The 21915-nt window shown below is 53.5% G+C and carries 21 protein-coding genes; 11 read left to right on the plus strand and 10 right to left on the minus strand.

Annotated features, from left to right (window positions below):
* Positions 1 to 8 precede the first annotated feature (8 nt).
* The 3 genes from C7M51_RS13675 (at position 9) to C7M51_RS13685 (ending at position 3428) form a co-directional block, all read left to right on the plus strand.
* Complete coding sequence (locus tag C7M51_RS13675; protein WP_160623656.1) at positions 9 to 1295, plus strand: TRAP transporter large permease; 1287 nt, start codon at positions 9 to 11, stop codon at positions 1293 to 1295.
* A gap of 147 nt (positions 1296 to 1442) precedes the next feature.
* Positions 1443 to 2636, plus strand: coding sequence for a cystathionine beta-lyase (gene metC / locus C7M51_RS13680; protein ID WP_160622298.1), 1194 nt, complete (start codon positions 1443 to 1445; stop codon positions 2634 to 2636).
* A 126-nt stretch (positions 2637 to 2762) separates the two neighbouring features.
* Positions 2763 to 3428: a DedA family protein gene (locus C7M51_RS13685; RefSeq protein ID WP_141177713.1), complete on the plus strand. Its 666-nt coding sequence runs from the start codon at positions 2763 to 2765 to the stop codon at positions 3426 to 3428.
* Positions 3429 to 3450: 22 nt separating this feature from the next.
* On the opposite strand, the gene C7M51_RS13690 is transcribed toward C7M51_RS13685, so the two are convergent.
* Positions 3451 to 4344 (minus strand): AraC family transcriptional regulator, encoded by an 894-nt coding sequence (locus tag C7M51_RS13690; protein ID WP_160623657.1) that lies wholly within the window; start codon positions 4342 to 4344, stop codon positions 3451 to 3453.
* A gap of 209 nt (positions 4345 to 4553) precedes the next feature.
* On the opposite strand from C7M51_RS13690, the gene dkgA reads away from it, so the two are divergent.
* From dkgA to C7M51_RS13705, 3 genes are all read left to right on the plus strand, one after another.
* Positions 4554 to 5378, plus strand: coding sequence for a 2,5-didehydrogluconate reductase DkgA (gene dkgA, locus C7M51_RS13695; protein ID WP_160622299.1), 825 nt, complete (start codon positions 4554 to 4556; stop codon positions 5376 to 5378).
* Between the two features lie 191 nt (positions 5379 to 5569).
* On the plus strand, positions 5570 to 6010 hold the full coding sequence (locus tag C7M51_RS13700) for a hypothetical protein (RefSeq protein WP_160622300.1): 441 nt from the start codon (positions 5570 to 5572) through the stop codon (positions 6008 to 6010).
* 2 nt (positions 6011 to 6012) lie between these two features.
* Positions 6013 to 6588, plus strand: coding sequence for a hypothetical protein (locus C7M51_RS13705; RefSeq protein WP_160622301.1), 576 nt, complete (start codon positions 6013 to 6015; stop codon positions 6586 to 6588).
* Between the two features lie 70 nt (positions 6589 to 6658).
* Here the strand turns inward: C7M51_RS13705 and ftsP are convergent, their stop codons facing one another.
* The 3 genes from ftsP to parC form a co-directional block, all read right to left on the minus strand.
* Positions 6659 to 8086, minus strand: coding sequence for a cell division protein FtsP (ftsP, locus tag C7M51_RS13710; protein WP_160622302.1), 1428 nt, complete (start codon positions 8084 to 8086; stop codon positions 6659 to 6661).
* Between the two features lie 96 nt (positions 8087 to 8182).
* A complete protein-coding gene (locus C7M51_RS13715) occupies positions 8183 to 8920 on the minus strand; it encodes a 1-acylglycerol-3-phosphate O-acyltransferase (protein ID WP_160622303.1) in 738 nt (245 codons plus the stop codon).
* Positions 8921 to 9026: 106 nt separating this feature from the next.
* Positions 9027 to 11300: a DNA topoisomerase IV subunit A gene (gene parC, locus C7M51_RS13720; RefSeq protein WP_160622304.1), complete on the minus strand. Its 2274-nt coding sequence runs from the start codon at positions 11298 to 11300 to the stop codon at positions 9027 to 9029.
* A 263-nt stretch (positions 11301 to 11563) separates the two neighbouring features.
* On the opposite strand from parC, the gene C7M51_RS13725 reads away from it, so the two are divergent.
* Positions 11564 to 12145 (plus strand): NAD(P)H-dependent oxidoreductase, encoded by a 582-nt coding sequence (locus tag C7M51_RS13725; RefSeq protein ID WP_160622305.1) that lies wholly within the window; start codon positions 11564 to 11566, stop codon positions 12143 to 12145.
* Positions 12146 to 12177: 32 nt separating this feature from the next.
* Positions 12178 to 12513 carry a putative quinol monooxygenase gene (locus C7M51_RS13730; protein WP_160622306.1) on the plus strand — a complete coding sequence of 112 codons (336 nt, stop codon included), beginning with the start codon at positions 12178 to 12180 and terminating at the stop codon, positions 12511 to 12513.
* A gap of 370 nt (positions 12514 to 12883) precedes the next feature.
* Here the strand turns inward: C7M51_RS13730 and C7M51_RS13735 are convergent, their stop codons facing one another.
* A complete protein-coding gene (locus tag C7M51_RS13735; protein WP_160622307.1) occupies positions 12884 to 13192 on the minus strand; it encodes a phage holin family protein in 309 nt (102 codons plus the stop codon).
* Between the two features lie 462 nt (positions 13193 to 13654).
* Here C7M51_RS13735 and C7M51_RS13740 point away from each other — a divergent pair, with 462 nt between their 5' ends.
* Positions 13655 to 14455, plus strand: a complete 801-nt coding sequence (locus C7M51_RS13740) for a helix-turn-helix domain-containing protein (protein ID WP_160622308.1) — start codon at positions 13655 to 13657, stop codon at positions 14453 to 14455.
* A 446-nt stretch (positions 14456 to 14901) separates the two neighbouring features.
* Here C7M51_RS13740 and parE read toward each other — a convergent pair whose 3' ends face one another.
* Genes parE through nudF form a run of 5 tightly spaced genes read right to left on the minus strand, consistent with a single transcriptional unit; the run spans position 14902 to position 19360 of the window.
* Positions 14902 to 16797 carry a DNA topoisomerase IV subunit B gene (gene parE, locus C7M51_RS13745; RefSeq protein WP_160622309.1) on the minus strand — a complete coding sequence of 632 codons (1896 nt, stop codon included), beginning with the start codon at positions 16795 to 16797 and terminating at the stop codon, positions 14902 to 14904.
* 50 nt (positions 16798 to 16847) lie between these two features.
* On the minus strand, positions 16848 to 17429 hold the full coding sequence (gene yqiA / locus C7M51_RS13750) for an esterase YqiA (RefSeq protein WP_160622310.1): 582 nt from the start codon (positions 17427 to 17429) through the stop codon (positions 16848 to 16850).
* Positions 17430 to 17432: 3 nt separating this feature from the next.
* Positions 17433 to 18260, minus strand: a complete 828-nt coding sequence (gene cpdA / locus C7M51_RS13755) for a 3',5'-cyclic-AMP phosphodiesterase (protein WP_160622311.1) — start codon at positions 18258 to 18260, stop codon at positions 17433 to 17435.
* Positions 18261 to 18302: 42 nt separating this feature from the next.
* Positions 18303 to 18728 (minus strand): DUF1249 family protein, encoded by a 426-nt coding sequence (locus C7M51_RS13760; RefSeq protein WP_160622312.1) that lies wholly within the window; start codon positions 18726 to 18728, stop codon positions 18303 to 18305.
* A complete protein-coding gene (nudF, locus tag C7M51_RS13765) occupies positions 18725 to 19360 on the minus strand; it encodes an ADP-ribose diphosphatase (protein ID WP_160622313.1) in 636 nt (211 codons plus the stop codon). Before nudF ends, C7M51_RS13760 begins: the two co-directional genes overlap by 4 nt.
* Before the next feature lie 215 nt (positions 19361 to 19575).
* On the opposite strand from nudF, the gene tolC reads away from it, so the two are divergent.
* Together tolC and C7M51_RS13775 are read left to right on the plus strand one after the other, a co-directional pair.
* Positions 19576 to 21045: an outer membrane channel protein TolC gene (tolC, locus tag C7M51_RS13770; RefSeq protein ID WP_160622314.1), complete on the plus strand. Its 1470-nt coding sequence runs from the start codon at positions 19576 to 19578 to the stop codon at positions 21043 to 21045.
* A 202-nt stretch (positions 21046 to 21247) separates the two neighbouring features.
* The gene (locus tag C7M51_RS13775) at positions 21248 to 21907 is read left to right on the plus strand and encodes a DUF1190 family protein (protein ID WP_160622315.1); all 660 of its coding nucleotides are present in this window, start codon (positions 21248 to 21250) and stop codon (positions 21905 to 21907) included.
* Positions 21908 to 21915 lie beyond the last annotated feature (8 nt).

Genomic DNA, 21915 nt, shown 5'->3' on the forward strand with positions numbered 1-21915 from the left:
AGTTGATGATGGACGCACTGATCTTAGTTGGCAGTATGATAGTTCTGTTGCTGATCGGCTTTCCGGTGGCCTTTGCCGTGGGCCTGAGCGCCTTTATCGGTGCCTGGTGGATCGATCTGCCGCTGGAAGCGGTGGTGATACAGATTACCAACGGCGTTAATAAATTCTCTTTGCTGACCATCCCCTTTTTTATTCTGGCGGGCGCAATTATGGCTGAAGGCGGCATCGCCCGGCGGCTGGTTAACTTCGCCTATATCTTTGTCGGCTTTATCCGTGGCGGCCTGTCGCTGGTAAATATCGTCGCTTCTACCTTTTTCGGCGCTATTTCCGGATCGTCGGTAGCGGATACCGCCTCGATCGGCTCGGTAATGATTCCGCAAATGGAGGAAAAAGGCTATCCGCGCGATTTCGCCGCCGCCGTTACCGCCAGCGGATCGGTGCAGGCGGTGCTGACGCCGCCCAGCCATAACTCGGTGATCTATTCGCTGGCAACCGGCGGTGTGGTCACCATCTCATCGCTGTTCGTTGCCGGCATTTTACCCGGCCTGCTGCTGGGGCTTTGCCTGATGATTATGTGCCTCGGCTTTGCGCGCAAACGCGGTTACCCACGCGGCGAGCGCATCCCTTTTCATCAGGCGCTGAAGATTTTCGTCGATGCGTTTTGGGGATTGTTTACCGTGGTGATTATTCTCGGTGGCATCCTTTCCGGCATCTTTACCGCCTCGGAGTCAGCGGCTATCGCCTGCCTGTGGGCCTTTTTCGTCACCATGTTTATCTACCGTGAATTTAAGTGGAATCAGTTACATATCCTGCTGTTCCGTACTATCAAAACCGTCACCATTGTGATGGTGCTGATCGCCTTTGCCTCCGGCTTTGGCGCGGTGATGACATTTATGCAGCTGCCGCAGCTGATTACCGGGTTCTTTACCAGCGTATCGGATAACAAATATGTCATTCTGATGTGCATTAACATTCTGCTGCTGGCCATCGGTACGCTGATGGATATGGCACCGATTATCCTGATTCTGACGCCAGTGCTGCTGCCGGTGACTAACGCGCTCGGCGTCGATCCGGTTCACTTCGGTATGATTATGATGATTAACCTCGGCATCGGCCTGATCACGCCGCCGGTAGGCTCGGTGCTGTTTGTCGCCAGCGCGGTGGGCAAGCAGAAAATCGAGCAGGTGGTGAAGGCGATGCTGCCATTTTATTGCCTGTTATTCGTGGTGCTGATGCTGATTACCTACATTCCGGCCATCTCGCTCTGGCTGCCGCATCTGATGGGCGTAATGTGATCGACCAGACGGCGGGAACGCAATGCCTCTCCGCCGTCTTGCTGCTGATGCGGCCACTGTCTGATAGTGACAAATCACGCTCAACCCCGGCAGGCTAAACGTGGTAACGTAGAGGCTCACTATGGCTCAGGCAGGACCGCTGGCAGCATGTCGAAAAAAAATATTGAAACCACCCTCGTTGGCGCGGGAAGAAAAAAACGTTATACACAGGGCTCCGTGAATAGCGTTATTCAGCGTGCCTCTTCACTGGTGTTTGATACCGTCGCCGATAAAAAACGCGCCACCGCCGGACGGGCACAGGGCGAGCTTTTTTATGGGCGTCGCGGCACCCTGACCCACTTTTCATTGCAGGATGCGATGTGCGAGCTGGAAGGCGGCGCAGGCTGTGCGCTCTATCCGTGCGGCGCGGCGGCGGTTTCCAACGCGATTCTGGCGTTTGTTGAGGCGGGCGATGAGGTGCTGATGGCCGGTTCGGTCTATGAACCGACGCAGGATTTCTGCAATAAGATCCTCAGCAAGCTTAACGTAAGCACGCGCTATTTCGATCATCGCATCGGCGCGCAGATCGCCGATCTGGTGCAGCCTAATACCAAAGTGGTGTTTCTTGAATCTCCCGCCTCCATCACCATGGAGGTGCAGGATGTCCCGGCGATCGTGCAGGCGGTACGCAGCAAAGCGCCGGAAGCTATTATCATGCTGGATAATACCTGGGCGGCAGGCGTACTGTTTCGTCCACTCGATCACGGCGTGGATATTTCTATTCAGGCAGGAACAAAATACCTGGTAGGCCATTCGGACGCGATGATCGGCACCGCCGTCAGCAATGCGCGCTGCTGGGATCGCCTGCGCGAGAACTCCTATCTGATGGGGCAGATGGTGGATGCCGACACCGCCTACGTTACCAGCCGCGGCCTGCGTACGCTGGCTCTGCGTTTGCGTCAGCATGAAGAGAGCGCGCTGGCGGTCGCTCACTGGCTGGCGCAACGTCCGGAAGTGGCACGCGTAAATCATCCGGCGCTGGCGCAATCGCCGGGCCATGAGGCGTGGCGGCGCGATTTCAGCGGCAGCAGCGGACTGTTTTCCTTTGTGCTGGGACAAAAACTAAACGACAAAAAACTGGCACACTTTCTCGACGGCTTTCACCATTTCAGCATGGCCTACTCCTGGGGCGGCTTTGAGTCGCTGATTCTGGCGAATCAGCCGGAAGAGCTGGCGGCAATCCGCCCGGTGAACGGCGTTGATTTTAGCGGTACGCTGGTACGCCTGCATATTGGCCTGGAACACATCGACGATCTGATTGCCGATCTGGCCGCTGGATTTGCACGTATCGCGCAGGCATAGGCGGCGCTAAGCACGCTAATCTTAAACAGAAGCTTAACGGAGCGCTTCCCCCTGCCCGGTGCGGCGGGGTGAGACGGCCGTTTGCGGTTACACTTAGAATGATTACCACAGTCAACGAGGAAGCAGATGGGTGTGATACATGAGATTGTCCAGGCGCTCTGGCATCAGGATTTTGCCGCGCTGGCCAATCCAGACGTAGTTTGGATCGTTTACGGCATTATGTTTACAACGCTGTTTCTGGAAAACGGTCTGCTGCCTGCTTCTTTCCTGCCAGGCGACAGCCTGCTGCTGCTGGCCGGCGCGATGATCGCCAAAGGCGTGATGGATTTTATTCCCACCATGGTGATTCTGACCACCGCCGCCAGCCTGGGCTGCTGGCTAAGCTATTTGCAGGGGCGTTGGCTCGGCAACACTAAGCTGGTTAAGAGCTGGCTGATGCACCTGCCCGCGCAGTACCACCAGCGCGCCTGGCATCTGTTTAACCGCCACGGCCTGATGGCGCTGCTGGTAGGCCGTTTCCTGGCCTTCGTTCGCACACTGCTGCCGACGATGGCGGGTATTTCCGGTCTGCAAAACGGACGCTTTCAGCTGTTTAACTGGCTGAGTGGCCTGCTGTGGGTAACGATCGTTGTCGCTTTCGGCTACGGCATCAGTCAGGTGCCTTTTATCAAGCGTCACGAAGATCAGGTGATGGCCATCCTGATTATCCTGCCGGTTGCCCTGCTGTTCCTCGGCCTCGCGGGCAGTATCGCACTGATCTGGAAAAAGCGCCGCCAGCGCCAGCGTGCCTGAATCCGGTGCGGCGGCGGGATGGTTATCCTGCCAGCCGCATACGCGTCATCTCTTCCCCCGGCGTTACGCCAAAATAACGTTTGAACTCGCGTGAGAACTGCGAAGCGCTTTCATAGCCGACCCGCATTGCCGCCGCACTGGCCTTCAGCCCTTCCTGCAACATCATGGTACGTGCCTGGTGCAGACGATAGCTTTTCAGATATTGCAGCGGCGAAGTGCTGGTCACCGCCTTAAAGTTGTGATGAAACGCCGAGACGCTCATGTTGACCTCCGCCGCCAGCAGCTCCACGCTCAGGTTATCGGTGTAGCTGGTTTCGATGCGCCGTAGCGCCCGCGCAATCTGACTGAACTGGGTATGTCGGCTGACCAGCGACAGCAGCGCGCCGCCGCATGGTCCCATAAGCACATAATAAAGAATCTCCCGCACGATCTGCGGACCAAGCACGCGCGCATCGCGATTGCTTTGCATCACGTCAAGCAGCCGTTCGGTAGCGCAGAGCAGCGCTTCAGAAAGAAAGGCAGAGTGGATGCCCTGGTTGAGCGGCTTCGGCTGGAAGCTGTCATCATCGTTAAGTTCGATCAACAGATCCTGCAATTTCAGCATATCTACGTGCAGCATCATTCCCGCCAGCGGGCTTTCCGGCGTGGCAAAGGTTTCACATTCAAACGGTAGCGGAATGGTGAGCATCAGATATTTACTGGCGTCGTAATTAAAGGTAGTGGTGCCGATATAGCCCACTTTTTTGCCCTGAAACAGGACGATGATGCCGGGGCGATACATGACCGGCGTTCGCCCGCAGGGGTTATCGGCGTAGAGCAGCTGAACGTCCGGCAGTTCCGGCAGCGCGGCTCGCCCTGCCTTACGCAGCTGTATGACTTTTTGCGCCAGCATGGCGCAGATCGCTTCCCGCTCCATTGTTTTCACTCTCTGTCTTGTGATTATGGCAGTGTGCCCGTTACTGATGCAATTCTCCAGTCGTCAGCAGAATCAGGCAAGATTCCCGCAGAATTAAGCATTGAGGCACCGGCAACCGTTGACCACAATGGGTTGCGGCTCAGCCGCGCGAGGATATCTCGACTAGACTTAAGCGTTATCAGGTCTAATTACCCCATTAAGGAGACGTTATGGCAGACCAACCGATTATTAAGCTACGCGACGGCAATATGATGCCTCAGCTGGGTCTGGGCGTGTGGCAGGCCACTATTGAGGAAGCCCGCAACGCGGCGCTGAAGGCGTTGGAAGTTGGCTACCGCTCTATTGATACCGCCGCCATTTATAAAAATGAGGAAGGTATCGGTCAGGCTTTGCAGCAGACCGACGTGCCGCGCGAGGAGATTTTCGTAACCACCAAGCTGTGGAATGAAGATCAGCTGAACTGGCAGCAGGCAATGGAGAGCAGTTTGCAGAAGTTGCAGCTGGAGTCGGTGGATCTTTATTTGATGCACTGGCCGTGCCCCGGTAAAGGTCATTACGTCGAAGCCTGGAAGGGAATGATTGAGCTACAGCAGCAGGGTCTGACGAAAAGTATTGGGGTATGTAATTTCCAGGAAACGCATCTGAAGCGGCTGATTGATGAAACGGGCGTGACGCCGGTAGTTAATCAGGTGGAACTGCATCCGATGCTGCAACAGCGCGAACTGCATGCCTGGAATGCAATGCACCAGATTCAGACCGAGTCGTGGAGCCCGCTGGCGCAGGGCGGCAAAGGCGTGTTCGATCAGGATGTGATCAAACAACTGGCGAAGAAATATGGTAAGACACCTGCGCAGGTGGTGATCCGCTGGCATCTGGATAGTGGTCTGGTGGTGATTCCGAAGTCGGTTACGCCGTCGCGCATTGAGGAGAATTTCCACGTGTTTGATTTCCGTCTGGAGAAGACAGAAATTAGCGAGATTGCGAAACTTGATAGCGGTAATCGTCTGGGGCCACACCCGGATGAGCTGAACTAAGATTAACGGCCGGGCAGCAGTTTTAATGCCCGGCTTTAGCGGTAAAGTTTGACAGATTTCAAAAAGACGCCTAATCCAACTCCCTTCCTGATAAGTTAAAAATACATTCACAACTAATACAAAATGCGACTTTGACAACTGATTAAATAATAGGCAGGATTAAAACTTAATGGACTATCTGAGGGTAAACAATGCCAACAAAAACATTTCGCTTTACTCAACTTGCAGATTTACGTGCCGAAGGGGTCGGCTCCATGCATGCATCTTTTACATTGTCACTCAATATAGCCGAGGATGATGTGAAAGAAGGTAAAAAATTATCTGTGTCGGCACATATGTTATGTAATGCGGCTAAAGCGTATGGATCAGGAAAAATTGTGCCTTGGTGTACGGTAATAAATAATATCGACCATAAAAAATACGTTCTGGATGCAAAAGGAAAGTCTTTTGTCCTCAGCCAGGATGCAATATTAATTGGCAGTTCTGATTTCACCATACCGTACAAAGGAAACGTTCGTCCAGCCATAGATACAGAGGCGGGTTATGTTTTAGATACCGCTTACAGCGGAGTAATAGTCTCTTCCCTCAAAAAAATAAAACGAAAAATCTTATTAAATCAATTTAAAAGATGACCATGAAAAAATTAATCGGCTTATTAACCATAACAACTCTTTTTCTCTTAAGCCTGTCCGCTTTTTCTTTCGCTGAGCGGGTGGCAGATGACAAGCTGCAAAAAAATGAAAGCACTCAGCAAGCCGCTGAGCTTAGCCGAAAAATGGTGCTGTCAGATCAAGCGGAGAAAAATAATATTCTTAATCAATTAAAAAACCTTCTTGTCAAAAACCCTGACAATAATGACATCAGGAAAATCTATATCAACCAGCTTATTGCTGAAAAACATTATCAGGAAGGATTAAATAACCTTGAGGTACTGAATCAAAAAAATTTAACCCGCACCCACTTACTTACCCAGTGTATGTTAAAAGAGAGGTTAGGAAACAGAGATGAGAATTGTTATAAAAAGGTTATCGCTCTGTCTGAGCAGGCAAAGGTTATTGATTCAGACTATATGAGCGCACTTTTCTTCATTGATAAAGAGAAATTTGAAAATTTAAAAGCAAAACTCATTAAAGAAAATAAATTCAGGGAAAGTGACTTTTTAGTCTTCACGCTGGGTAAAGAAGGAATGTTGCATGAATTTTACCCATAGCACACGGGGACTGGTTCAGTATCTGATTTAACGGTATCAAAATGTATGTACATTGCTATGTCAGGCGGCGTTAGCCGCCCTGCGCTGGCAACACCTGTAGCTGTCCGGCGGTACCACGATCCGCCATTTCCAGCGTCTGGCTGTGGTAGACGAACGGGAAATGTTCCGAGGAAGATTGCGTGAAAGCCACCAGCAACTCTACTTCACCATCGATCCAGACGGTATCTTTCCAGCCGCGATCTTCGCCAAACGGCTGCGCGCCGTTAACGCTTTTTATCAGGAAGGCAACGCCCTGAATGTGGAACGCCTGCGGCGTATCGGCATGCACGATCCAGCGCTCATATGTGCCCTGCTGCGCCTGGATGTCGATACGAGAGAGATCCCACAGCGCGCCATTAATGCCCGGCTGCGCATCGCCCAGACGCAGTTCGCGCGTGCGTATCGGCGTGCCGTCGATGATTTGATCGGCTAACAGGCGCATCGGCAGGTTGTCGGTCACCAGCGGCAGCAGGCCGGTTGGGCGCAGCGTCAGGATCAGCGTTGAGGTTAAAATACTGGACGGTTCAAACAGACCGCGCAGGCGATCCATAATACCTGCCGCCACGCCCGCAGTAATGGAAACCTCTTCACCCTGCGACATATCCAGCAGCACTTCACGGCGCTCACCGGGAGCCAGAGAGAGCTGTTGTACGGCCACCGGTGCGGGCAGGAAGCCCTGGTCGCTGGCGATAACGTGGAACGGGCGACTGTCGCTCAGCACCATTTCGTAGCGACGGCAGTTGGAGGCGTTGAGCAACCGTAAACGCACCCAGCCACGCGAGACTTCAATAAAGGGATTTTGCACACCGTTAACCAGTAGCGTATCGCCTACTAGCCCACCGTTTTCCGGCGGGTTATAGATCGGCGTACCAAAGTTATCGAGGCGCTTATCCTGAATAATCAACGGGAAATCATCAACGCCGTAATGTTTTGGAATCGGCAATGACTGGCTAAGCTCATCCTCAATCAGCCACATCCCCGCCAGACCGTTATAGACATGCTGCGCCATATGACCAGGCGTAGTGGCGTGATACCAGCAAGTAGCGGCGCGTTGACGGATCGGCAGAACCGGTGCCCAGTCAACGCCAGACGACATCAGACGCGGAGCACCACCGCTCAGTGCGCCGGGTACCAGCAGGCCGCCGACGCTCATCGCTACCGGTTCATTCAGGCGGTTATTGTAGATAAGTTTGGCATCGTCGCCGCTCCAGACCCGTACCGTTGGCCCCAGATAGAGACCGTTAACGCCCCACACCGGCACCTTATTACCGTCGCCGGAGAATGACCAGTGGCTGCGCTGGATTGTCAGAAACAGCGGCTGACCGCGACGCGATTCCAGCAACGGCGGTATCGGTAACGGCGTTTCACTGCCTGTCGCCGCGCGGGCGCTGATGGGCAACGCGCCCGCACACAGGGCGATACCCGATGCCTGTATAAATTGACGTCGACTGAAAGACATAACGACTCCATTGCGGTGCGCGGCAAAAGGCTGACGCAGTCCGTTTTTATTGTTGTTCAGGGATTGCTGTGGGGCCGCGGCTGCGGCCCGAATGAATTATAATTTACCGCTGGCTTCCCGTTCAGCCACTTCGGCATCCAGTTCAATCAGTTTAGCCTGCATCAGCTCACGACAGTGCGTTGCCAGCTTGCGCACCGACTCTTTCTCGAAATCAGCCACATCGATCGGCGGCAGCATTTCCACAATCACCAATCCATTTTTCCAGCGGTTGAGCTTAATTTTATCGTGCGTGCTGGAGACGACGATCGGAATAATCGGCACGCCCGCCGCCATTGCCGCATGAAACGCCCCGGTTTTAAACGGCAGCAGCCCACGTCCACGGCTGCGCGTTCCTTCCGGGAACATCCAGAAAGAGATACGTTTTCTCTTAAACTCTTCCACTACCTTCGCGATGGTACTGTGCGCTTTGGCGCGGTTGTCACGATCGATCAGCAGGTTGCCTGTCAGCCAGTAAAGCTGGCCAAAAAAAGGAATCCACAGCAGGCTTTTTTTGCCCACGGTAACCGTGGTCGGCTGAACGATATTCGATGCGGTGATCATATCGAAGTTGTTCTGATGGTTAGCAATATAGATAGCATTGCCATAGTTTGCCGCTTCCTTCGGCTTACGCACCTCAACCTTCACGCCAAATAGCGGTGCCAGCGCACCGAACATGTGGCCGAAGGTGGCGACATGACGCGGGTTACGCGGAGAAAACAGACACCAGATACAACCAAATACACACACCAGAATGGAATAAATAATCACTATCAGGGTACGTAAAATTACCAGCATAACGACCTCATTGTGGCTTCCGCCTAAGTATACCGGCTTTGCATGAAAACATGCCGATACTGCCCCGGCGCCCGTCTGCACGGTGCGCCGGACTCCTTGCCCGCGATCAGGCTTCGCTGTCGTCAGAAACGGCGCGTGCCGGTGCGTCAATCTCGACGCGATCGATGCGCTGCAAACCACGCGGCAGCAGCGTCCCGCGACGTCCGCGCTCGGCACGGAACTTCTGTAGTTCTTCCGGGCGTAACGTAAGCTTGCGCTTGCCAACATGAAGCGTGACCGCACTGCCCGGCGGCAGCAGGTAGAGCCAGGCGAGGCGATCTTCACCGCTGGCGGCCTGGGCCGACGGAATAGAGATAATTTTGTTGCCTTTACCTTTCGACAGCTGCGGCAGATCGCCCACCGGGAACATCAGCATACGTCCCGCCGCGGTAATCGCCAGCAGCATATCGTCGTCGCTGTGAATCGCCATCGGCGTAATGACTTTAGCGTTTTCCGGCAGCGTTAGCAGCGCTTTACCGGCACGGTTGCGCGAGATCAGATCGGCAAAAGTACAAACGAATCCATAACCGGCATCAGAGGCCATCAGCAATCGCTGATCTTCCGCCTCCATCAGCACCTGCTCAATCACCGCACCCGGCGGCGGCGTCAGCTTGCCGGTCAGCGGCTCGCCCTGGCTACGCGCCGATGGCAACGTGGTAGGATCGAGCGTATAGCTGCGCCCGGTGGAGTCGATAAAGGCCACCGGCTGGTTGCTTTTACCGCGTGCGGCGGCCAGATAGCTGTCGCCCGCTTTATAGCTTAGCCCCGTAGGATCGATATCGTGGCCTTTGGCGCTACGCACCCAGCCCATCTGCGACAGTACAATGGTAACCGGCTCGGACGGCACCAGTTCGTTTTCGCTAATCGCCTTCGCCTCTTCCCGCTCGTTCAGCGGTGAACGACGATCGTCGCCGTAGGCTTCGCTGTCTGCCAGCAGCTCTTTTTTCAACAGCGTATTCATACGGCGCTCGGAGGCCAGCGTCGCCTGTAGGCTGTCACGCTCTTTTTCCAGCTCGCTCTGCTCGCCGCGAATCTTCATCTCTTCCAGCTTCGCCAGGTGGCGCAGCTTCAACTCCAGAATCGCTTCCGCCTGGGTTTCGCTGATGCCGAAACGCGACATCAGCGCAGGTTTCGGCTGATCCTCGCTGCGGATGATCTCAATCACTTCATCAATATTAAGGAAAGCAACCAGCAGGCCTTCAAGGATATGCAGGCGCTTCAGCACCTTATCCAGACGATATTGCAGACGACGGCGCACCGTATCGCGTCGGAACACCAGCCATTCGCTCAGGATTTCCAGCAGGTTTTTCACCGCCGGACGGTTATCCAGCCCGATCATATTCAGGTTGATACGGTAGCTTTTTTCCAGATCGGTGGTGGCGAACAGATGGTTCATCACCTGATCGAGATCGACGCGGTTTGAACGCGGCACCAGTACCAAACGCGTCGGGTTCTCGTGATCCGACTCATCGCGCAGATCCTCAACCATCGGCAGCTTTTTATTGCGCATCTGGGTAGCGATCTGCTCCAGCACGCGCGCGCCGGAAACCTGATGCGGCAGCGCGGTAATCACCACGTCGCCATCCTCTTTTTTCCATACCGCACGCTGACGTACCGATCCGCGCCCGTTTTGGTAGATCTTACGTATCTCGTCACGCGGCGTGATGATTTCTGCTTCGGTAGGGAAATCCGGCCCCTGAACAATCTCCAGCAGATCGTCCAGGCTGGTTTTTGGGTTATCGATCAGCGCGATAGTCGCCTGCGCCACTTCCCGCAGATTGTGCGGCGGAATATCGGTTGCCATACCCACGGCGATACCGGTGGTGCCGTTCAACAGGATGTTCGGCAGGCGCGCCGGCAGCATTTTCGGCTCGCTCAGGGTGCCATCAAAGTTCGGCACAAAATCAACCGTACCCTGCCCCAGTTCACCCAGCAGCACTTCAGCGTAGCGCGACAGACGCGATTCGGTATAACGCATGGCGGCGAAAGATTTCGGATCGTCCGGCGCGCCCCAGTTACCCTGTCCATCCACCAGCGGATAGCGATAGGAGAACGGCTGCGCCATCAGCACCATCGCCTCATAGCAGGCGCTATCGCCGTGCGGATGATATTTACCCAGCACGTCACCCACGGTACGCGCCGATTTTTTAAATTTTGCGCTGGCGTTCAGCCCCAGCTCCGACATCGCATAGACGATACGACGCTGTACCGGCTTCAGGCCATCGCCAATATAGGGAAGCGCCCTGTCCATGATGACGTACATGGAGTAGTTCAGGTACGCATTCTCGGTAAACTTATGCAGAGCAAGACGCTCTGCACCATCCTGCGTCAAGTCACTCATTAATTATTCCTCACGTTGCGGCAGGCAGCAGCGCACCGCATGACGATCTGTTTGGCGAAGATAGTACCTTATCTGATGCGGCGATGTCACAGATTAGTCATCGGCTGAAGCGGCAGTTTCTCTTGTCCGCTTTATCCATTTTTACTTCATATTGAGTGACGATTATTGCCTCAGCCGCAAAAGTGTTATGATCAAACGTACATTTTTCTTCACCGGCTGCACGCGTACACTGCCCTCAGCCTTTATTAACGGAGCAACGCATAATGAGTAAGATTTTGATTCTTGACGCGGGCAAAAAATTCGCCCACTCAAACGGTGAGCTGAACCACACCATGACCAACGTAGCTGAGACTTTCTTACGCGATCTGGGCCATGAGGTGCAGGTAACGCGTATTGATGACGGCTATGATATTCAGCAGGAAGTGCAGAACTATCTCGCCAGCGACGTAGTGATCTATCAGATGCCGGGCTGGTGGATGGGCGAGCCGTGGATTATGAAAAAATATATCGACGAAGTCTTTACCGAAGGTCATGGCTCCCTGTACGCCAGCGATGGACGTACCCGTTCCGACGCCAGCAAAAAATATGGCTCTGGCGGCCTGCTGCAAGGCAAAAAATATATGCTGTCGCTGACCTGGAACGCGCCGCTGGAAGCCTTTACCGATCCAGAGCAGTTCTTTGAAGGCGTGGGCGTGGATGGGCTCTATCTGCACTTCCATAAAGCCAATCAGTTCCTCGGCATGGAAGGTCTGCCTACCTTTATCTGTAACGACGTGATTAAACAGCCAGATATCCCACGTGATATCGAGCGCTACCGTGAGCACCTGGGCAAAATCTTTGCTTAACTTAAAGCTCTATATTTTACCAGGGGCTTATTATGCTGACAGTGGTAGCCGAAATTTGCGTTAAACCGGGCCGTCGCGAGGCGGTACTGGCGGCAATACGCGAGCTAACGCCAACCGTTCTTCAGGAGGACGGCTGTAGTAAATATAAAGCGTTAGTGGATCACCAGGCGCAGGTGCCGTGGAAACAGAATCAGCCTGATTCCATTTTTATGCTGGAATATTGGGAAAGTCTGCGTCATTTAGAACAGCATCAACAGCAGCCACATATGGATGCGCACCGCGAGCGCATTAAGGATGATGTGCTGGATGTGAAAATTCTGGTGATGGAAGATCCTTCTGACGCGGTGCCTGACGCTTCGGCGCTGTAGCCGAGAATCTGCTTTAACCGCGGCGGGCCGGTTATTTTCATTGGCCTGTCGCTTTTTCTCCGATCAACCCGTACGGTTGGACAGCAGCCAGACTGACGCCGTACCCTACGCGCAACCTTTAGCCCAACCACGCTTATATCAAATTTAACAACGGCGCTATTTTCTGCCTGTCGGTCAATCCTGCGACGATGAGGTTAGCTGCGTCTGAAACCGCATAATGTCAGTCCGGCTGTGTTTAGTGTGTTATAAGCCACTCTGTATCCCGCTTTTATTCACGTTGTCTTTGCTGTTATCTGTCCTGATAATTTCAGCGTGACGCCTCCTTTGCGTTACCCGTTGCATCTGCCTGTTTCTTCCCTTAACTGATTTATCAATACGGTTTTTCACCCTGTCGAATAAAACGCAGCCATAGCCAGCGTAACAGGCTGCCGCCAAATGTCCCGCTTACGCCAGCCATTGCTATGGTCATTACGCCGCTGTAGTTATATTCATAGGCGTAAAAACCACCTAAAAACCCGGTGAAACCGGAAATAACCACCTGCGATATCATGCCTGCACAAGACCATTTACCTGTTGGATGATCCATCAGGTAGCGGACTACTCCACTCCAGGCGGAAAAAAAACCCACCACCATCCATGAAACAATCCACAGGTCATCAGGAAAAGGTTTCGTAATCATCTTTTTCTCCTTTAGATACGGAAAGGAACACTCCTGTCCAAACTTTTTTCACCCGCCGGGAATGCTGCCCCGGTCACCAGCGGACCGCTTATCATTCTGCGATCTACTGGCAGACTAACGAACAGGGAACACAGAAGCGAATCTGGTATAAACAATGTTTATTGTTAGACGAATAATAATTAACACTGAATCAATATCAGCTATCACAGACCGCCCGCACGGCAATAACCGGTTCTGTAGAATGGCTGACGCAAAGGTTTGCGTTACGCTATGGCAAAAAAAAATGCCAATAGCGCACGTTAAAAACACGTTAGATAAGGAAGATTATTTCCATTAGCTACAGGAGTTTTCCGACAGAAGAAAAAATATTTTCTACGCAACTAAAAACCATACCGCAGACAGATAACAAATAATGAATTCAGAGATATAACCATACTCTCCAAAAACATTTTAAGGACTACTATGTTTATCACCAGAGCCATGCGTGTATTTATCATTTTATATGAAGAAAAGAATCTCAAATCAGCGGCGGACAAGCTTTGTTTGACAGTACCACCCATCACCCGCATGCTGAAACTAACGGAGGAGTGGCTGGGCGAGCAGCTTTTTATTTTAGAACGTAACCGCCTTATTCCTACCGAAGCAGCAGACAACGTTTATCAGCAGCTTTATCCGCACTACAGCGCTCTGACGCAGTTTCATCATCCCACCGCAGAGAGAGATTTCAGGATATCTTCACCACAGGCTGGTCATAGCCTTATGGCGGATCTGCTGGCTAAATGTCAGCCTGCGCTGCCGAAAAAAAACACAATAAGGTATGCGGGAAATATGCATACCGATGATGATATTTTTATTAGCTTGCAGCCAACGGTTTTGTTGCCTAACTTTGAGATATTTCGAGCCGATCAGATGCTGGAACTGCACTATGTCTCGTCAGGCGAAGATGACTGGAAAGATAAGCCGGTACTTTTTGAGCATAATCTGGACCAGCTCCCCGCCTTTCGCCACGTGCTTGATGAAATGTATCAGTGCGGACATAACAGACAGACGCGGCGCATAGACAATGCCGTCTGGCTTAAAGAGGCGTATGAGAATGGAGAAGGGCTGTTATTCCGACGCCCGGAAAAAGCAACGGATGGAAGCCGTACTCTGCCTTTTATTCTTCATCTCTCTTTGTCGATCTATATTAATACGTTAAAACGAGATCTTCGTCATGAAACTTTTCTTACCTGTATTAAAAAAAGCCTTAACTACTTTCAGTAATTATCACAAAGAGCGACAGTCATTATATTTTCTTTAACTCTCACAACAGATTGTATATTTTACCGAAACCAGCTTAACAAAATTGTCTTCTGTGCAAACAGCTCCAGGGAAAAGTCAGGCAGTTAACCCATTATAAAAATTGGTAAACCCAGAATATTAATCAGTTATTTTTACAGCGAATTTTTTTCATATTTCTGATGTAAATCTTTATCCGCCCGATGACGTTACAGCTCTATTATTAACATGGCAGATAAAAGCAAGAATTCACGTAGCCTTATTTAGCGAAAAGCACACCCAAATGGCGTTAATTTTATCACTCAACGGCTTTTATTTAATAAGGTGTGAAACAGGCAGGATAACGTGCTGGCCCGCTAATATAATCCAGCGATGCACCAGCCACGTCAGTGAGCAGAGGAACCGTTCTCCAGTTCCTCTGCGATAAGCGGCTATACTTCGATTTCCGCCTTGTCCCCTTTCTCTTGCAGCCAGTTGCGGCGATCTTCAGAACGCTTCTTGGCCAGTAACATATCCATTACCGCCAGCGTTTGCTCGATATCCTCATCCTCAACCGTCAGCTGCACCAGGCGGCGCGTGTTAGGATCGAGCGTAGTTTCGCGCAGCTGGATCGGGTTCATCTCACCCAGCCCTTTAAAGCGCTGTACGTTCGGTTTACCCTTTTTACGCTTCAGCTGCTCCAGCACGCCATCTTTCTCTTCTTCATCCAGCGCGTACCAGACCTCTTTGCCAAGATCGATACGGTAGAGCGGCGGCATCGCCACATAGACGTGACCGCCCTTCACCAGCGAACGGAAGTGGCGCACAAACAGCGCGCAGAGCAGCGTGGCGATATGCAGGCCATCGGAATCCGCATCCGCCAGGATACAGATCTTGCCGTAGCGTAGCTGGCTGAGATCTTCACTGTCGGGATCGATGCCGATCGCCACGGAGATATCGTGTACTTCCTGTGAAGCCAGCACCTCATCTGAAGAGACTTCCCAGGTGTTCAGGATTTTTCCTTTCAGCGGCATGATCGCCTGATATTCACGATCGCGTGCCTGCTTGGCGGAGCCGCCTGCGGAATCCCCTTCCACCAGAAACAGTTCGGTTTTCGCCAGATCCTGCGCGGTACAGTCAGCGAGTTTACCTGGCAATGCCGGGCCGCTGGTTAGCTTCTTACGCACCACCTTTTTGGCAGCGCGCATACGACGCTGGGCGCTGGCAATTGCCAGTTCCGCCAGCTGTTCCGCCGCCTGCACGTTCTGGTTCAGCCACAGGCTGAAGGCATCTTTCACTACGCCAGAGACAAAGGCCGCGCACTGACGCGAGGAGAGGCGCTCTTTGGTCTGACCGGCAAACTGCGGATCCTGCATTTTTACTGACAATACATAGGCGCAGCGATCCCAGATATCTTCCGCCGAAAGCTTCACGCCGCGTGGCAGAATGTTGCGGTATTCGCAAAACTCGCGCATCGCATCGAGCAGCCCCTGACGCAGACCGTTAACGTGCGTGCCGCCCTGCATGGTAGGAATCAGGTTGACGTAGCTTTCGGTCAGCAGCTCGCCGCCTTCCGGCAGCCAGAGCAGCGCCCAGTCCACCGCTTCAACATCGCCGGAGAAACTGCCGACAAACGGCGTTTCCGGCAGGGTGATCAGGCCGTTGATCGCCTCGCTCAGGTAGTCGGTCAGGCCATCCTGATAGCACCAGCGCTGCTCGGTGTTGTTCACCTTATCTTTGAAAACGATCTCAACGCCCGGACAAAGCACCGCTTTCGCTTTCAACAGATGCGACAGGCGCGATACGGAAAAGCGCGGGCTGTCAAAGAAGCTGCCGTCCGGCCAGAAGTGTACGCGGGTACCGGTGTTGCGTTTAGCCACCGTCCCGGTAACGGTCAGGTCCTGCACCTTATCGCCGTTTTCAAAGGCGATGTCGTACACTTCACCGTTACGGCGTACGGTGACTTCCACCCTTTTTGACAGGGCGTTAACCACCGAGATCCCTACGCCGTGCAGGCCGCCGGAGAACTGGTAGTTTTTATTAGAGAATTTACCGCCCGCGTGCAGGCGGCAGAGAATCAGCTCGACCGCCGGTACGCCCTCTTCCGGGTGAATGTCTACCGGCATCCCACGTCCGTCATCAATCACCTCCAGTGACTGATCGGCGTGCAGGATCACTTCCACGCGCTTCGCATGGCCGGCCAACGCTTCATCAACGCTGTTATCGATCACCTCCTGGCCCAGATGGTTAGGGCGTGAGGTGTCGGTGTACATTCCCGGACGACGACGAACGGGTTCGAGGCCGCTGAGTACCTCAATGGCATCAGCGTTATAGCTGGATTGAGTCATCGTATCGTTCTGAATTGGTAGCGTTAAAATAGGTATACGATCCCGCGGTGTCAGGCGTGATTCAGACCGATAAAGTCAAGAATCGCAGGGAAAAAGCGTTCAAAGCCGTGAAAGGCGTGGTTGCCGCCCTCTTCCACCGTTTGGCGGCAGGCCTGGTAATATGCCAGCGCCTGACGATAATCGAGCACTTCATCCCCTGTCTGTTGCAGCAGCCAGATCAAATCTGGCGACTCCAGCGGGTCAATCTGCATGACTTTCAGATCGTAAATGTGGCGAGACTCTAACACATATTGCTGGCCCGTGTATGGATTCTCGTTGACGCCCAAATAATTGAGCAACAGGTCAAAAGGCCGTACCGCCGGGTTAACCACTACCGCCGGTAACGTAAAGCATTGCGACAGCCAGGTCGCGTAGTAGCCGCCCAGCGAAGAGCCAACGATACCGAGGTTTTCTCCCGCACGCGCCATCACGATCTCTTCCAGCATTTGCGCCGCATCGCCAGGATAAGCGGGTAGCTGCGGCACCAGCATCGTGACCTCAGGATGGTGCATCGACAGCCAGCGCTGCAACAGCGTTGCTTTCGCCGAAGCGGGCGAACTGTTGAAACCGTGCAGATAAAGCAGCGTTGCCATAGCTTAGTAACCTTCGGAATCGAGATCGGGCGTAAAGGCGCGATTTCCCAAACGGTTGACCCAGGTCTGCACCGCACCGTTCTCAGCCAGTTCCAGCCAGCGCCAGCCCGGTGCCACGGCATCAATCGTAAAGTTAGTGCAGTGTGGCTTGAACTGTACGCAGGTGGACGGCGTCGCCAGCAGGCGGCAACCGTGCCAGTCTACATCCATCTCCTGATGAATATGACCGCAAACCAGCGTTTTCGCCAGCGGATAGCGTTGCAGTACGGCGGCAAGCGCGTGGGCGTTGCGCAGGCTGTGCTGATCGAGCCACGAACAGCCCGACGGCAGCGGATGATGATGCAACAAGACCAGCGTATGGCGATCGGCAGTTTGCGCCAGCGTTTTTTCCAGCCAGTCGAGCTGATAATCGCTCAGCATACCATGCGGCACGCCCGCTACCTGACTATCAAGCAGCACCAGCTGCCAGCGATCGCCCATCAGCACCTGTTTGGCTTCAGCAATGCCCGACCGCGCCAGCGTTTCAAACATCGCGGGCTGAAAATCGTGGTTGCCGGGCAACCAGACGCAGGGAGCAGGCAAGCGCGCAATACCCTCAGCAAAGTGCCGATAGGCTTCAGACGAATGGTCCTGTGCCAGATCGCCGGTAGCGATAATCAGATCGATCGACGGCTGTTCAGCCTCAATGGCCTCCAGTACCGCGTTGAAACTGGCCCAGGTATTGACGCCCAGTAGCGTCTCATGTCTGCCTGAAAAAAGGTGGGTGTCCGTAATTTGTAATATCCTGATACTGGCCCCACTCACCACAGGAAGTTCTAGCAGGCTATCCAAAGAGTTTCCTTAATCTTTACGCCATATCAAGGTTATTGCGGCTTACCAGGCCGGAACGGCCATCGCGCCGTGCGACAGACAATAACGCAGCCAGTCAGCGAGGAACTGGTTGATCTGATGTTTTTCATCACGCTGGTGTAACTTTTTGTTCGGATAATCATAGCGCGCTTTAAAGCGATAGATCTGCTGCGTTGAACACACTTCAGCAACCATCGCGTCATGATATAGCCTGACAGACATGGAAGGGAGACTCCAGTAGCTGACGGCGGGCGCGGTTTGACGGATCTCCACCAGCGTGGTGTAGCGCGTAGATTCAATAACGGTAATGCTGTAGCTGGCGCCGTTTACCTGATAGGTCACCGAAGCCCCCGCCTCATCGTCGCGTGGCAGCAAACGACGCAGCTGGGCGAAATTGGTTTCGCTTAGCCGCATCATTTCGGGAAAATCAGGGACGTAGCGCTTGATCATGTTGGATTCCACTCTTTTCGCAATTTCTCATAGTGCAACATCAGCCATTGCAGAGCGATGACGGACGCCGCGTTATCAATTTTCCCCTCTTCCACCCAGCGGTAAGCCTGTTCGCGACTCACCACATGCACAAGAATATCCTCATTCTCATCCTCCAGACCGTGGCATCCTTGTGCCACGCTGGCATCCACTTCTCCCACCAGCACCGACAAGCGCTCGCTGGTGCCACCCGGACTTGCCAGGTAGTTAATAATCGGCTGCACGCGTTCTACCGTCAGTCCCGCCTCTTCCATCGCCTCACGGCGCACTACCTGCTCCACGCTTTCACCAGGCTCAATGATCCCGGCCACCAGTTCCAGTAGCCAGGGCGTCGGGCTGGTATCATAAGCGGGTATGCGGATCTGTTCGATTAGCACCACTTCATCGCGCAGGGGATCATAGGGTAGCAGGACTGCCGCGTGCCCGCGCTCAAAAACTTCGCGCACCACTTCGTTACTCATCTGCCCGTTAAACAGGCGATGACGAAAGCGATAGCGGATTAAAGAAAAAAATCCTTCATACAGCGGCTCGCGTGCAATAATTTCTACATCGTTTTTGCCGAAAGTCACTGGGTATTTTGTTTTCTTAACCATAAAGCCGGTGTCCTTTACAGTGGTGGCGAGAACGAGACGTTTCAATTACGCTCCGCCAGGAAGGGTGGTTCTTTCTGAATTATTTACGTAAATTAACGGAAGATGGCACGTTCAGCCAACTTCTCAATCTGGCACACTCTGTTAGAATCGGCGCATATTTTTTCGCTTAAGTCAGCGCTACCATAGTAAACTTTGCTGCACTACAAGGAATGCAAATGAAGAAACTGCTCCCTTTATTAATTGGCCTGAGCCTGGGCGGCTTCAGCGTAGCAAGTCAGGCGGAGAACCTGCTGCAGATTTATCAACAGGCCCGATTGACTAACCCCGATCTGCGCAGCTCAGCAGCTGACCGTGACGCGGCATTTGAAAAGATTAACGAAGCACGCAGCCCATTACTGCCTCAGTTAGGTCTGGGCGCTGATTATACCTATAACAGCGGCTATCGCGACAGTCGTGATACTCACTCGAATACGACCAGTGGCTCGCTGCGCCTGACGCAAACCCTGTTCGATATGAGCAAATGGCGCGCCCTGACGTTGCAGGAAAAAAACGCCGGTATTCAGGATGTCAGCTATCAGGCATCGCAACAGAATCTGATGCTGAACACCGCCACCGCCTATTTTAACGTGCTGCGCGCGATCGATTCGCTCTCCTATATCGAAGCACAGAAACAATCTATCTATCGCCAGCTCGATCAAACCACCCAGCGCTTCAACGTGGGTCTGGTAGCGATTACCGACGTGCAGAACGCCCGCGCTCAGTATGATAACGTGCTGGCGAATGAAGTCTCAGCGCGTAACGCGCTTGATAACGCGGTAGAAACGCTGCGTCAGGTCACCGGTAACTACTACCCGACGCTCGCCTCGCTGAACATCGATCGCTTCCGCACCGATAAACCGCAGCCGGTTAACGCGCTGCTGAAAGAGGCGGAAAGCCGTAACCTCAACCTGCTTTCGGCACGTCTGTCACAGGATTTGGCGCGTGAGCAGATCCGCTCTGAAGAATCTGGTCACTTGCCGACGCTCGATTTGAGCGCCTCGACCAATATGTCGAACAACAAATATGGCGGCAGCCGTTCGGTACAGAGCGACAGCATTACCGGTAATAACCAGGTTGGCCTGAGCTTTAACCTGCCGCTTTATAACGGTGGCGCGGTATCTTCACGCGTGAAACAGGCACAGTACGCTTTCGTCAGCGCCAGCGAGCAGCTGGAAAGCGCACATCGCTCCACGGTGCAGACGGTACGGTCCTCTTTCAATAACATTAATGCCTCTATCAGCAGCATTGACGCCTACAAACAGGCGGTAGTGTCTGCGCAAAGCTCTCTGGATGCGATGGAAGCAGGTTATCAGGTTGGTACGCGTACCATCGTTGATGTGCTGGACGCCACCACTACGCTGTACAACGCCAAGCAGCAGCTTTCCGATGCACGCTATGATTACCTGATTAATCAGTTAAATATTAAATCTGCGCTGGGCACGCTGAACGAGCAGGATCTGGCGACGCTGAACGCCAGCCTCGGTAAAGAGATCCCGACGTCACCGGACACGGTCGCGCCGGAAAATCCGCAGCAGGATGCAGCAGCCGATCGCGGTACACCGCTGCAATCCGCCTCGAATCAGAATGCAGAAAGCGCAGCGCCAGCTGCCGCAGCAAGCCAGAGCGGTAACCCGTTCCGCCACTAAATTGCTGTTATCCGGCGGTCGCTAAAGCGATATCCAGCGCGACCGCCGCCTCTCATTTTCCTCTCCTCTGATGCTGAAACGTCTCTTGCTCGCATTTGAACGTATAGCTACGTAAAGATGCAGGCGCAGCGCCGTCTGTTGCTTCATTTTTAATCCGGTTTCACCTATCCTTTGCGCTACCTTTGGGCAGAGGACTATCCCCATGAAACGGACAAAAAATATTAATCGCGACGCCTTCCGTAAGAGCTGGCGCGCCCGTCATCTGACGCCTGTCGCACTGGCTGTTACCGCCGTCTTTATGCTGGCAGGCTGCGAAAAAACCGACGAAACGGTATCCCTTTATCAAAATGCTGAAGATTGCAGCAAAGCAAACCCGGATCAGAGCGCCCAGTGCACCACGGCCTATAACAATGCGCTGAAAGAAGCGGAAAAAACCGCGCCGAAATATGCCACACGCGAAGACTGCGTAGCGGAGTTTGGTGAAGGCCAGTGCCAGCAGGCACCATCTTCAACCGGCGCGAACGCGGAAGCGCATCAAAGCGGCAGCTTCTGGATGCCGCTGATGGCGGGCTATATGATGGCGCGCATGATGGGCGGCGGCGCTGGTTTTGCACCGCAGCCACTTTTCAGCTCTAAAAATCCGGCCAGCCCGATGAACGGCAAGTTTGTTGATGCCAGCGGTCGTAGCTACGGCTCCGCCACGCCGGGCCGCACCATGACGGTACCGAAAACCGCGCTGGCACCGAAACCGGCTACTACCAGCACGGTAACGCGCGGCGGATTCGGTGAATCTGTCGCTAAACATGCCACCATGCAGCGCAGCAGTGCCACCGGCACCAGCAACCGCTCGCTGGGAGGCTAACGCGCCAG

Source organism: Mixta intestinalis (assembly GCF_009914055.1).
Classification (GTDB): Bacteria; Pseudomonadota; Gammaproteobacteria; order Enterobacterales; family Enterobacteriaceae; genus Mixta; species Mixta intestinalis.

What these genes read in the sequence shown, in the direction of transcription:
- C7M51_RS13675 (WP_160623656.1), top strand. Translation starts at nt 9, where the DNA reads ATGGACGCACTGATCTTAGTTGGCAGTATGATAGTTCTGTTGCTGATC.
- metC (WP_160622298.1), top strand. Translation starts at nt 1,443, where the DNA reads ATGTCGAAAAAAAATATTGAAACCACCCTCGTTGGCGCGGGAAGAAAA.
- C7M51_RS13685 (WP_141177713.1), top strand. Translation starts at nt 2,763, where the DNA reads ATGGGTGTGATACATGAGATTGTCCAGGCGCTCTGGCATCAGGATTTT.
- C7M51_RS13690 (WP_160623657.1), bottom strand. Translation starts at nt 4,344, where the DNA reads ATGGAGCGGGAAGCGATCTGCGCCATGCTGGCGCAAAAAGTCATACAG.
- dkgA (WP_160622299.1), top strand. Translation starts at nt 4,554, where the DNA reads ATGGCAGACCAACCGATTATTAAGCTACGCGACGGCAATATGATGCCT.
- C7M51_RS13700 (WP_160622300.1), top strand. Translation starts at nt 5,570, where the DNA reads ATGCCAACAAAAACATTTCGCTTTACTCAACTTGCAGATTTACGTGCC.
- C7M51_RS13705 (WP_160622301.1), top strand. Translation starts at nt 6,013, where the DNA reads ATGAAAAAATTAATCGGCTTATTAACCATAACAACTCTTTTTCTCTTA.
- ftsP (WP_160622302.1), bottom strand. Translation starts at nt 8,086, where the DNA reads ATGTCTTTCAGTCGACGTCAATTTATACAGGCATCGGGTATCGCCCTG.
- C7M51_RS13715 (WP_160622303.1), bottom strand. Translation starts at nt 8,920, where the DNA reads ATGCTGGTAATTTTACGTACCCTGATAGTGATTATTTATTCCATTCTG.
- parC (WP_160622304.1), bottom strand. Translation starts at nt 11,300, where the DNA reads ATGAGTGACTTGACGCAGGATGGTGCAGAGCGTCTTGCTCTGCATAAG.
- C7M51_RS13725 (WP_160622305.1), top strand. Translation starts at nt 11,564, where the DNA reads ATGAGTAAGATTTTGATTCTTGACGCGGGCAAAAAATTCGCCCACTCA.
- C7M51_RS13730 (WP_160622306.1), top strand. Translation starts at nt 12,178, where the DNA reads ATGCTGACAGTGGTAGCCGAAATTTGCGTTAAACCGGGCCGTCGCGAG.
- C7M51_RS13735 (WP_160622307.1), bottom strand. Translation starts at nt 13,192, where the DNA reads ATGATTACGAAACCTTTTCCTGATGACCTGTGGATTGTTTCATGGATG.
- C7M51_RS13740 (WP_160622308.1), top strand. Translation starts at nt 13,655, where the DNA reads ATGTTTATCACCAGAGCCATGCGTGTATTTATCATTTTATATGAAGAA.
- parE (WP_160622309.1), bottom strand. Translation starts at nt 16,797, where the DNA reads ATGACTCAATCCAGCTATAACGCTGATGCCATTGAGGTACTCAGCGGC.
- yqiA (WP_160622310.1), bottom strand. Translation starts at nt 17,429, where the DNA reads ATGGCAACGCTGCTTTATCTGCACGGTTTCAACAGTTCGCCCGCTTCG.
- C7M51_RS13760 (WP_160622312.1), bottom strand. Translation starts at nt 18,728, where the DNA reads ATGATCAAGCGCTACGTCCCTGATTTTCCCGAAATGATGCGGCTAAGC.
- nudF (WP_160622313.1), bottom strand. Translation starts at nt 19,360, where the DNA reads ATGGTTAAGAAAACAAAATACCCAGTGACTTTCGGCAAAAACGATGTA.
- tolC (WP_160622314.1), top strand. Translation starts at nt 19,576, where the DNA reads ATGAAGAAACTGCTCCCTTTATTAATTGGCCTGAGCCTGGGCGGCTTC.
- C7M51_RS13775 (WP_160622315.1), top strand. Translation starts at nt 21,248, where the DNA reads ATGAAACGGACAAAAAATATTAATCGCGACGCCTTCCGTAAGAGCTGG.